The following is a 9,881-nucleotide window of genomic DNA, read 5'->3' on the forward strand; positions in this document are numbered from 1 at the left end:
GCTGGACGGAAGCGGGATCGCGGTCGAGACACGCCCGGTGTCACGCGCCTGAAGCCGCCTCCCTGCGCGGCGGCGGCCAGTCGATCCGCGCTCTGGAGCGCGGCGCAGCCGTCTTCTGCCAGAAGCCGCTCGGCAGGACCGCCGCCCGCACCTCGCCGTCGACCTGTCCTACCGCTTCACCCATGGCATGCGGCGCATCCGCGAGCTTGCGCAGGCCGGCGAGCTTGGTCGCGTGTTCGCGGTCGACCTCGTGTTCCACAACGCCTACGGGCCGGACAAGCCCTGGTTCTACGACCCCGCGCAATCCGGCGGCGGCTGCGTCATGGATCTCGGCGTGCACCTCGTCGACCTCGCGCTGTGGACCCTCGGTTTCCCCGCGGCCACGGAGGTCTCGGCGCGGCTGTTCGCGGGCGGCGAGCGCCTGGCGAGCCGTCCGGACCGGGTGGAGGATTTCGCCGAGGCCACGGTCGAGCTCGACTGCGGAGCGACCGTGCGGCTCGCCTGCTCGTGGCGGCTCAACGCCGGGCAGGACGCGGTAATCTCGGCCGCCTTCTATGGGACCGAGGGCGGCGCGGCGCTGCGGAACGTCGACGGATCGTTCTACGACTTCGTCACCGAACGCTATCGGGGCACCGCCCGCGAGCCGGTCCATCCGCTCGAGAACGACTGGGGCGGCAAGGCGGCGGCCGACTGGTCGCGTCGGCTCGCGGCCGGCGAAGGCTTCTCGCCGGAGATCGAGCGCATGAGCGAGGTGGCGGAGATCCTCGACCGGATCTACGGCCGCTAGGCCCCCGCCGCAGAGGGCGGGACGCCGCCGGAACGCACCAGCGCGATCGGCGGCGCGCCTTCCGAGCCCGGGAAGCGCCAGGTGGCGAGGAACGGCAGCACCTCATCGGCCGGCATCGGCGCCGCGAACAGATAGCCCTGCGCCTTGCTGCAGCCCTGCCGCTGCAGGGTCTCGAGCTGCTCGAAGGTCTCCACCCCTTCCGCCGTGACCTTCATGCCGAGGCGGCCGCCAAGCGTCAGCACGGTCTGGACGATGACCTCGGATTCCACCGAGCGGTGCATGTCCCGCACGAAGGACTGGTCGATCTTGATCAGGTCGAACGGGAAGCTGCGCAGATAGCTCAGCGAGGCGTAGCCGGTGCCGAAATCGTCGAGCGCGACGCCGACGCCCAGGTCCCGCAGGTTGCGCAGCGTCATGCCGGCGTGGGTCTGCTCGAGCTGCACCGACTCGGTGATCTCCAGGATCAGCCGCCGCGGCGGCAGGTCGGCGGCGTGGAGCGCCGCATAGGTCTGGGCGAAGACGTCCTGCGTCCGAAGCTGCACGGGCGAGAGGTTGACCGACACCCTGACCCCCTCCGGCCACGTCGCCGCCTGCCGACAGGCCTCCTCAAGCACCCATTGGCCGAGCCGGCCGATCATCCCGCTTTCCTCGGCGAGGGGAATGAACTCGGAGGGCGGCACGAAGCCCCGGCGCTCGTCCTTCCAGCGAAGCAGCGCCTCGAAGCTGACGACCTTTCGGGTCTCCAGATGGACGATCGGCTGGAAGTAGACCGACAGCCGCTGCTCGTCGATCGCGCGCCTGAGATCGCTCAGCAGGGACAGGCGCTGCTTGCGCTCTGCGCCGATGTCGTCCGTGTAGGCCCGGATCGCGGTCCGCCCGGCCTCCTTGGCGCGCGAGAGCGCGAGATCGGCGTGCGCGAGGAGGTCGGCCGCGCTGTCGGCGTCGCGGCCCGCGATCGCCGTCCCGATGCTGCAGGAGATGCGGATTTCGCCGTCGGTCAGGCGCACCTGGCGGGACAGCCGGTCGAGCACGTTCTCAGCGAGCGTCGGAACCTCGAGCCCGCTGCCCTGGTCGGGATGGATGATCGCGAATTCGTCGCCCCCGAGGCGCGCGAGGAAATCGCCGGGGCCGATCGCGTTCTGGAGACGGCCGGCCACGGCGCGCAGCGTCTGGTCGCCGGCGGCATGGCCGAGGGCGTCGTTGATCTCCCGGAAATGGTCGAGGTCGATGAGCAGGAGCGCGAAGTCCTGCCGCGTCTCCTTCCGGGTCGCGAGCAGATGGTCCAGGCGCTCGCGGAAATAGGTGCGGTTCGGCAGCCCTGTCAGCACGTCGTGGCGCGCCGCCGCCTGCTCGGCCATGAAGGCCTTGTCGCTGGCGCGCAGCTGGCGGACGCCGAGCAGGCCCGCGGCCGCTATCGTCAGGTTGAGCACCAGGGCCAGCGCGCCGATCGCGCCGGCTTCCCGCCGCCAGCCGCCCAGCGCCGCGTCGCCGGTAATGCTCGCGATGACCGCCAGCGGATATCCGGCGACCGGGGCGGTCGCGGTGATGATCTCGCGCTGATCCGCCCCGCCGCCCTTGGACGACAGGACCGCCGCGGGCTCGAGCCGGCGCGCCTCCTCCTCGGTGGCCTCGCGGGGCGACCGGCGCACCAGCGTGACGCCGTCGTTCCGCACCAGATCGATCGCGCTGGTGCCCGGAAGGGCGACCGCGGCGAAATTCCGCTCCAGCTTCTCGACCAGCACCATCCCGAGAACGAGCCCCAGGAAGCCGCCGTCGCGCGCCGAGAGGCGCTTCGCGTAATAGATCGTCCGGGCGCCGTTGCCCCTGCTGCGGACCGGCGCGCTCCAATACGTCCCCTGCGCCCCGGGGGCTGACAGGGCGCGAAAGTAGTCGCGATCCGTGATGTTGACCTCAGGGGCCGGCCAGGCTCGGGAGGAGCTCAGGAGGCGGCCCTGATCGTCGATGATCGCCATCGCGTCGAGCATGTCGAGCGACTGGGTGAAACCGACGAGACGCTCGTGCGTCTCCCGCATGGCGCCGAACCGCCGCAGATCGTCGGGAGTTCGGACCTGCTCGATCTCCAGCCGCTCGATCAGCCGGTTCTGGACGACGTCGATGCCCTGGAACACCTGCTCGGTCTGGGAGGCCAGCAGGGTGGAGACGTTGCGCAGCCCGTCCTTGTGAGTGGCGATGACCTCTCCATGCCGCCACGTCAGCAGCGCGACGGCCGCAAGCGTCACGCTCGCGGCCATAAGCACCCCGAGAGCGGTGATGAGCTTGGAGCGGCCAGAGCCTTTGGACGTAGCGCGCATAGACCTCCTGCACCCAGACGATTGCGTCCGAAGCGTTCAGTTCAAGATGCCGCCGTACGGAATACGACTATCGTTGCCGCAAGATTAAACGCCGACGCGACCTCTTCGGTCATCCACTATTCAGGCGCCTCCGGGCGCGATCAGCAGCCCAAGAAGCGCGCACGCCAGGAGCGTCGGCGCCATTCCGAGTTTGAATCGAAGCATAGCGACCATGGCGCCGGCCGCCAACGCGGCGGCGCGCCAGTCGATCGAGGCGAGGACAGGCAGATCGGGGCCGATCCCGTGGATCGTCATTGGCGTGACCTCGCGGAACACGACATGGAGCGCGAACCAAACCGCCAGGTTCAGGATCACGCCCACCACGGCCGCCGTCACGGCGGAGAGCGCGGCGGCGACGCGGACGTTCGCCCGCAGCGCCTCCACGTAGGGCGCGCCGAGGAAGATCCACAGGAAGCAGGGCGCGAAGGTGGTCCACAGCGCGAGCAGCGACCCGAGCCCGCCGGCCACCAGCGGATCGAGCGCGCCGGGCGCCCGATGCGCTGCGATGAAGCCCACGAACTGCAGCACCAGGATGAGCGGTCCCGGCGTCGTCTCCGCGAGGCCGAGCCCGTCGGCCATCTCGCCCGGCGCGAGCCAGCCATAGGCCTCGACCGCCGCCTGCGCCACATAGGCGAGCGCCGCATAGGCGCCGCCGAACGTCACCACCGCCATCACGCTGAACAGGCCGCCGATCTGGGTCCAGACGCTGTGCGGCCCCGTGATCAGCAGCAACGCCACGACCGGCCCGAGCCAGATCGGCAGCCAAGCCGCCAGCACCCCGAGCGAACGCCTGAGCGTCGGCTCCGCATGCGCGAGCAGGCCGCGCTCGAACATCTGATCCACCACGGCCGCCGACGGCGCGGCGTCCGTCTCGGGACCGCTTCGGCCGGCGCCGAACAGCCCAGGCGCCCGGCGCGCGCCGATCCAGCCGACGAGGGCCGCAAGCAGGACGATGAGCGGGAACGGCAGGTTAAGGACGTAGATGCCGAGGAAGGAGGCCGCCGCGATCGCGACCATCGCCCGGTTGCGCAGCGCCCGGCGGCCAATCCGCAGCACCGCCTCGACCACGATCGCCAGCACCGCGGCCTTCACGCCGAAGAACGCGGCCTCGACGAGCGGCGCGTCGTGATAGGCCGCGTAGGTCGCGCTCAGCGCCAGCATCACGAGGGCGCCGGGCAGCACGAACAGCAGTCCGGCGACCAGCCCGCCGGCCGTGCGATGCAGGAGCCAGCCGACATAGATGGCGAGCTGCTGCGCCTCCGGGCCGGGCAGCAGCATGCAGTAATTGAGCGCGTGCAGGAAACGCTGCTCGCCGATCCAGCGGCGGCGCTCGACCAGCTCCCTGTGCATCAGGGCGATCTGGCCGGCCGGGCCGCCGAAGCTGAGGACGCCGATCATCGCCCAGACGCGCGCGGCTTCGGCGAAGGTCGGCGCGGCGGGCGGGTCGGGGAAGCGGTCCATCCGGCGGGAAGCTGCCACAAAATCCGCCCGGCGCAATGGGGGCCGGAGCAGTGGGCCGCGGGGCCGCCCTATTCGGCCGGCGCGGCGGCGGGCGACGGGCGCCCTTCGCGGCCGCGGTTCAGCCGCAGCGCCAGCCGGTCGAGATAGAGATAGATGACCGGAGTGGTGAAGAGCGTCAGCAGCTGGCTGACCAGAAGCCCGCCGACCATCGCGTAGCCGAGCGGCTGGCGGAGCTCGGAGCCGACGCCGGTTCCGAGCATTAGCGGCACGCCGCCCAGCATCGCCGCCATGGTGGTCATCAGGATCGGCCGGAAACGCAGCATGCAGGCCTTGCGAATCGCCTGCTCGGGCGCGAGCCCCTCGTCGCGCTCGGCCGCGATCGCGAAGTCGACCATCATGATGCCGTTCTTCTTCACGATGCCGATCAGCAGCACGAGCCCGATCAGCGCGATCAGGCTGAAGTCGAAGCCGGCGATGTAGAGCACCCCGAGCGCCCCGACGCCGGCCGACGGCAGGGTCGAGAGGATCGTCAGGGGGTGGACGTAGCTCTCGTAGAGCACGCCCAGGATGATGTAGACGGCGACCAGCGCGGCCAGGATCAGCAGCGGCACCGTCTTGATCGAGTCCTGGAAGGCCTGCGCCGTGCCGGCGAAGGAGCCGACCAACGAGGCCGGCGCGCCGAGATCGCGCATCGTCTGCTCGACGGCGGCCGTGGCCTCTCCCAGCGACGCGCCTTCGGCGAGGTTGAACGAGAAGGTGACGGCCGGGAACTGGCCCTGATGGTTGATGGTGAGCGGCGAGGTCTTGTCCAGCCGCCAGCGCGCCAGCGCCGCCAGCGGCACCTGCTCGCCGCTGTTGGGCGAGCGCACATAGAGCCGGTTCAGGGTCTCGACGTCGCCGCGCTGCGTGGACGGCGCCTCGAGGATCACCTTGTAGCTGTTCAGCTGCGTGAAGAACTGCGCCACCTGGCGCTGGCCGAAGGCGTCGTAGAGCGTGTCCTGGATCGCCTGCGGCTGGATGCCGTAGCGCGAGGCCTGGTTGCGGTCGATCTCGAGGGTCAGGGTCGCGCCTGAATCCTGCTGGTCGCTCGCCACGTCGCGCAGCTGGGGCAGCTTCTTGAGCGCCTCCAGGATCTTCGGCGCGTATTCGTCGAGAACCTCCAGATCGGCGTCCTGGACCGCGTACTGGAACTGGGTCCGGCTGCGGCGGCCGCCGAGGCGCACGTCCTGCGCGGACTGCAGCAGCATGGTCGCGCCCTCGACCTCGGCGAGCTTCGGACGCAGCCGCGCGATGATCTCCGCGGCGGAGGCGTCGCGCTCCTCGAGCGGCTTGAGGGTGATGAAGCTGCGGCCGGCGTTCGGCGCGGAGGCCCCGCCCCCGGCGCCGATCAGGCTGCCGACGGTGCTGACCGCCGGATCGCTCAGCAGCACGGCGTCGATCGCCTCCTGGCGACGCGACATCTCGGCGAAGGAGACGTCCTGCGCGGCCTCGCTCGCGCCGGTGATCAGGCCGGTGTCCTGCTGGGGGAAGAAGCCCTTGGGGATGACCACGAACAGCGCGACCGCGAGCCCGACCGTCGCGATGAACACCAGCAGCGTCGCGAACTGGTGGCGCAGCACGACGTCGAGCCCCCGGCCGTAGCCGCGCAGCATGGCCTCGAAGCCGCGCTCAATCAGCGCATAGGCGCGGCCGTGCCGCGCCTCCTTCTCGTTCTTCAGGAAGCGCGCCGCCATCATCGGCGTGAGCGTCAGCGACACCACCATCGACACCACGATGGTGATCGCGACCGTCATGGCGAACTCGCGGAACAGCCGGCCGACGATGCCGCCCATCAGCAGCAGGGGGATGAAGGCCGCGATCAGAGAGACGCTGATCGAGACGATGGTGAAGCCGATCTCGCCCGCGCCCTTCAGCGCCGCCTCGAACGGCCGCATCCCCTCCTCGACATGGCGGGCGATGTTCTCGATGACGACGATCGCGTCGTCGACCACGAAGCCGACCGCGATCACCAGCGCCATCAGCGACAGGTTGTTGAGGCTGTAGCCGAACAGATACATCACCGCGCAGGCGCCGAGCAGCGAGATCGGCACCGCGAGCGCTGAGATGGTGGTCGCCCACATGCTCCGCAGGAAGACGAAGATCACCGCGACCACGAGCGCGATGGTGATCAGCAGCGTGAGCTCGACCTCGTGCAGCGAGGCCCGGATGGTGGTCGTCCGGTCGCTCATGATCTCGACCTTGAGCCCCGGCGGCAGCCCCGCGGTCAGGCGCGGCAGTTCGGCCTTCACGGCGTCCACGGTGTCGACGACGTTCGCGCCCGGCTGCTTGCGGATCACCAGGAACAGGCCGCGCTGGCCGTTGACCCATGCGGCCTGGAAGCGGTCCTCCGGGCCCTCGATCGCATGTCCGACGTCGCGCACCCGGATCGGCGCGCCGTCGCGATAAGCGAGGATGACGTCGTTCCACTTGGCCGCTTCGGTCAGCTGCCCGTCGGAATAGATCGTGAAGGCGCGGCGCTCGCCGTCGAGCGTGCCATTGGGGCTGTCGCTCGTGACCGTCGCCATCACGCCGCGGATTTCTTCGAGCGTGAGGTTCTTGGCCGCGATCTTCTGCGGATCGATCTGCACCCGGATCGACGGCTTCTGCTCGCCCGCGATCGTCACCTGGCCGACGCCCGCGATCTGGCTGATCTGCTGCGCGATCCTGGTGTCGGCGAGGTCGTTCGCCTCGGTCAGGGGCATCGTGTCCGAGCGCACCGAGAGCAGCAGGATCGGGCTGTCGGCCGGATTGGTCTTGCGGTAGCTCGGCGGCGACGGAAGGTTGGGCGGCAGCTGGCCGCCGGCCGCGTTGATGGCGGCCTGAATGTCCTGCGCGGCGGCGTCGATATTGCGGTCCAGATCGAACTCGACGGTGATCGAGGTCGCGCCGTTCGCGCTGACCGAGGTCAGCTCGGTCACGCCCGGGATCTGCGCGAACTGGCGCTCCAGCGGCTGCGCGACCGAGGACGCCATGGTCTCGGGGCTCGCGCCCGGCAGGTTTGCGTTGACCTGGATGGTCGGGAAATCGACCTGCGGCAGCGGCGCGACCGGCAGCAGCGGAAACGCCGCGAGGCCCGCGAGCAGCGCGGCCGCCATCAGCAGCGAGGTCGCGACGGGCCTGCGGATGAACGGGCCCGAGACCCCGCCTGAGCCGCCGCCGATCATGGCGCGGCGCTCGCGCTCCCGGTCTCCTCGGGGAGCGCGGCTTCAGAGATCTCCAGCCGCGCCCCGGACTGGACGCGCGAGGCGCCCGCCGTCACGACCCGGTCGCCGGCGTCCAGGCCCTTGGCGACCACCACCAGATCCTGCGCCTGGCGCGCGACCGTCACGCCGCGTCGCTCCGCGGTCTGGTCCGGCGTCATCACGAAGGCGAAATATCCGCCCGGCCCGCGCTGCAGGGCGTCCTCCGGAACCGTCACCACGTCCCGCAACGTGTCGATCCGGACGCGCACGGTGACCGACTGGCCGGGCCACAGGGCGCGGTCGGCGTTTGCGAAGGTCGCCTTGGCCTTGAAGGTGCCGGTGGCCTGGTCGATCTGGCTGTTCAGCACGCTGAGCTCGCCCTGCGCGAGCTCGCGCCCGTCGGGAGAGATCGCGGTCGCCGGGACCGGACCCCGCTTCTCCGCCGCGGCGACTTCGGCGAAGTCCCGCTCCGGAAGGGTGAAGACGGCCGTGATCGGCTCGATCTGCGACAGGGTCACGATCCCGGCCGCGTCGCTCGCCCGCACCAGATTGCCCTGGTCGACGAGCCGGAAGCCGGCGCGGCCGGTCATCGGCGCGCGGATGGTGGTGTAGTCGAGCTGGACCTTGGCGCTCTCCACGGCCGCCTCGTCGCCCATGACCGCCGCCTCGAGCTGCGCCACCGTCGCCTTCTGCGCGTCGAGCTGCTGGCGGGAGGCGTAGTTGTTCTGCGCCAGCTGGGTGTAGCGCGCGAGATCCCGCCGCGCGTTGGCGAGCTGGGCCTCGTCCTGCGCCTTCCGCGCCTTGGCCTGATCGAGGGCGGCCTGATAGGGGCGCGGATCGATCTGCGCGAGCAGATCGCCCTCCTTCACGGTCTGTCCTTCCTCGAAGCCGATCCGCATGATCTGGCCGTCGACGCGGCTCGTGACGGTGACGACGTTGAGCGGCTGCACGGTGCCGAGGCCTGACAGCCGGATCGGCACGTCCGTCCGGCGGGCCGAGGCCACCTGCACGGGGATGGACGGCGTCGCGGCCTGTTGTTGCGGAACCGCGGCGTCGGCGCCCCAGTGCGCTCGCCACGCAGCCGCGCCGCCGGCTGCGATCAGCGCGAGAGTCAGGATGAGGTAGGCCGGGCGCGCCATCGAGTTCCTTGGATCCGCCTTACGGACGCGGCCTCCTTTGGAGGCGCATGGCGCGCGGGGCGGAGGTCCGCGCCTTTCCCGACACGCGTCGCCGCGGTCGGCCCTGCGGGAGGCCGGCGAATGATTGTCCTCCCGAGGCCTCGTTCAGGGAAATGAAAACGCCGTGTCCCCGGCCGCAGGAATTTATCCTCCTGCCCTCTGGCCGAACCCGCCCGACGCGTCATTTGTCCGCCTCTGCAGGAGAGAGATTGACGATGCACGCATTCCAGGTCGGCACTCAGGCGCACTTCCTCGGCAGCCCCCTTGGGCCGAAGCCGCAGCCCGCGGAGGTCGTCGCCTGCCTGCCACCCGAGAACGGTCAGCCCGGTTACCGGGTGAAGTGTCTCGATGACGGCCATCTCAGGCACGTTTCCGAGTCCGAGCTGGTGCTCGAACCCGGAAAGTAGCCAGATCAGGCGGCTCGCGCCGCCGGAGCATCGCCCGAATAGGACTGCGCCCGCCCGTCCGTCGCGTCGATCGCCGTAAGGCTCCAGACGCGGCCCGGGTTCCGCTTGGCCGCAAGCTCCATCTGTAGGCGCCACCACTCCGGCGGCAGCGGCTCGGCGCCGCCATAGGTGCGGGCCGGATCGCCCACCACCGCGACGTAGAGGAAGCGGTCCGCGGCGGCGAACAGTTCGTCGAGCGTCCACGGCACGTCTTCCTCCGGAATGGCGGAAAGCACGTCGATGCAGGCCACGCCGTCGAACCGGCCCTCGACCGGCTTGGCGAAGGGCGCCTGCGCCGTGTCGCGGCTCGTCACCGCGGCGCCGGCGAAGCTGCGCGGACCGCCCGAGGCCTATGATCAGCCGGTGAATGCCGGACTTCGACTTGAGGTCCAGCGCCTCCTTCATCTCCTCGAACGAGGGAGGAACGCCGGCCTCCT

At 70.4% G+C, this 9,881-nt stretch carries 6 protein-coding genes and 2 pseudogenes; 2 read left to right on the forward strand and 6 right to left on the reverse strand.

Annotated elements, in window-relative coordinates; translation table 11 throughout:
* Positions 1–77: 77 nt before the first annotated feature.
* A pseudogene (locus ACIKT0_RS08185) lies at positions 78–787 on the forward strand (Gfo/Idh/MocA family protein); the annotation flags it as partial.
* On the opposite strand, the gene ACIKT0_RS08190 reads toward ACIKT0_RS08185, so the two are convergent.
* The 4 genes from ACIKT0_RS08190 to ACIKT0_RS08205 all read right to left on the reverse strand — a co-directional run bounded on the left by ACIKT0_RS08190 (position 784) and on the right by ACIKT0_RS08205 (position 8,959).
* Entirely contained in the window at positions 784–3,099 is a 2,316-nt protein-coding gene (locus tag ACIKT0_RS08190; protein WP_407104870.1) for a putative bifunctional diguanylate cyclase/phosphodiesterase, read from the reverse strand. The pseudogene ACIKT0_RS08185 and the gene ACIKT0_RS08190 overlap by 4 nt on opposite strands.
* A gap of 120 nt (positions 3,100–3,219) precedes the next feature.
* Positions 3,220–4,599, reverse strand: a complete 1,380-nt coding sequence (chrA, locus tag ACIKT0_RS08195) for a chromate efflux transporter (protein WP_407104873.1) — start codon at positions 4,597–4,599, stop codon at positions 3,220–3,222.
* Between the two features lie 68 nt (positions 4,600–4,667).
* Complete coding sequence (locus tag ACIKT0_RS08200) at positions 4,668–7,802, reverse strand: multidrug efflux RND transporter permease subunit (protein WP_407104871.1); 3,135 nt, start codon at positions 7,800–7,802, stop codon at positions 4,668–4,670.
* Positions 7,799–8,959, reverse strand: coding sequence for an efflux RND transporter periplasmic adaptor subunit (locus tag ACIKT0_RS08205; RefSeq protein WP_407104872.1), 1,161 nt, complete (start codon positions 8,957–8,959; stop codon positions 7,799–7,801). The genes ACIKT0_RS08200 and ACIKT0_RS08205 overlap by 4 nt, the downstream gene beginning before the upstream one ends.
* Before the next feature lie 248 nt (positions 8,960–9,207).
* Between ACIKT0_RS08205 and ACIKT0_RS08210 the strand changes: the two genes are divergently transcribed.
* Positions 9,208–9,405 carry a hypothetical protein gene (locus tag ACIKT0_RS08210; RefSeq protein ID WP_407104874.1) on the forward strand — a complete coding sequence of 66 codons (198 nt, stop codon included), beginning with the start codon at positions 9,208–9,210 and terminating at the stop codon, positions 9,403–9,405.
* A gap of 5 nt (positions 9,406–9,410) precedes the next feature.
* Here ACIKT0_RS08210 and ACIKT0_RS08215 read toward each other — a convergent pair whose 3' ends face one another.
* Complete coding sequence (locus ACIKT0_RS08215; RefSeq protein ID WP_407104875.1) at positions 9,411–9,758, reverse strand: hypothetical protein; 348 nt, start codon at positions 9,756–9,758, stop codon at positions 9,411–9,413.
* Positions 9,759–9,765: 7 nt separating this feature from the next.
* A pseudogene (locus tag ACIKT0_RS08220) lies at positions 9,766–9,881 on the reverse strand (transcriptional repressor LexA); the annotation flags it as partial.

The sequence above is a fragment of the Hansschlegelia beijingensis genome (assembly GCF_045505405.1).
GTDB lineage: Bacteria > Pseudomonadota > Alphaproteobacteria > Rhizobiales > Methylopilaceae > Methylopila > Methylopila beijingensis_A.

What these genes read in the sequence shown, in the direction of transcription:
- chrA (WP_407104873.1), bottom strand. Translation starts at nt 4,599, where the DNA reads ATGGACCGCTTCCCCGACCCGCCCGCCGCGCCGACCTTCGCCGAAGCC.
- ACIKT0_RS08205 (WP_407104872.1), bottom strand. Translation starts at nt 8,959, where the DNA reads ATGGCGCGCCCGGCCTACCTCATCCTGACTCTCGCGCTGATCGCAGCC.
- ACIKT0_RS08190 (WP_407104870.1), bottom strand. Translation starts at nt 3,099, where the DNA reads ATGCGCGCTACGTCCAAAGGCTCTGGCCGCTCCAAGCTCATCACCGCT.
- ACIKT0_RS08200 (WP_407104871.1), bottom strand. Translation starts at nt 7,802, where the DNA reads ATGATCGGCGGCGGCTCAGGCGGGGTCTCGGGCCCGTTCATCCGCAGG.